The sequence below is a fragment of the Streptomyces sp. BRA346 genome, assembly GCF_052851135.1.
This window is the reverse complement of sequence record NZ_JAIWIH010000177.1, coordinates 1-1,066: the sequence shown is the minus strand read 5'-3', so window position 1 is coordinate 1,066 and position 1,066 is coordinate 1. Positions and strand designations below refer to the sequence as shown.

Sequence of the window (1,066 nt, the reverse complement as noted above, 5' to 3'; positions counted from 1 at the left end):
GTCACCCGCCTGCACCGCAAGCTCAACGAACGCAGTGCCCGGCACCAGGACCGAACCCGCCACCACATGATCAGCCAGCCACGGATGCGACCGCACCGACAACCGCGACGTCAACAACACCGCATCCGAACCCGCGACCGACACCGCCGCACCCAACAACGGATGCTCCGCGACGCCCAGGCCCAGCCCCCGCGCGTCAGTGACCGGCCGCGCGGCATCCAGCCAGTACCGCTGCCGCTGGAAGGCGTACGTCGGCAGATCCACCCGTCGCGCACCGGTCCCGGCGAACATGGCGGGCCAGTCGACCTGCGAGCCGCGCACGAACAACTCCGCGACCGCCGACAGGACGGTCTCGGGCTCGCCGCGCCCCTTCCGCAATGTCGACGCCGCCACACTGTCGACGGTGGTCTGGGCCAGCGCGGTCAGCACCGGGTCGGGTCCGATCTCCAGGAGCCGGGTTACGCCCTGTTCGGTCGTGGTGGTCTCCAGAGCCCGGTGGAACCGGACCGGCTCGTGGATCTGGCGCACCCAGTACTCCGGGGTCGCCCAGTCCGCCGCGCCGACCAGTTGCCCGCTGACCGTGCTGACGGCCGGAAGCACCGGCTGCCGGTAGGTGACGCTCGCGGCGACCTCGGCGAACTCCGCCAGCATCGGCTCCATCAACGGCGAGTGAAAGGCATGACTCACCCGCAGNCGCGACACCCGGCAGCCNCGCTCCCGCGCGACCGCCATCACCCGCTCGACCGCGTCCTCGTCACCGGACACCACCACCGACGTGGGGCCGTTCACCGCCGCGACCGTGGCCCGCTCGCCCTCGGCAAACCCGCCGAGGATGTCGGCGACCTCGGCCTCGGTGCCCTCGACCGCCGCCATCGCACCACCCGAAGGCAGCNCCTGCATCAACCGCGCACGACCCGCCACCAACCGCGCGGCATCCCCCAGCTCGAACACACCCGCCNCATACGCCGCCACGAACTCACCNANCGAGTGGCCCAGCACCACATCCGGACCCATGCCCCACGACCGCAGCAACTCCACCAGCGCCACCTGCACCGCGAACAACGCC

At 71.5% G+C, this 1,066-nt stretch carries 1 protein-coding gene; it reads right to left on the bottom strand.

Annotation, left to right across the window (positions count from 1 at the left end):
• A partial coding sequence (locus tag LCH29_RS44005; protein WP_446467297.1) for an acyltransferase domain-containing protein occupies window positions 1-1,014 on the bottom strand: 1,014 nt, incomplete at its 3' end.
• Between the last annotated feature and the right edge of the window lie 52 nt (window positions 1,015-1,066).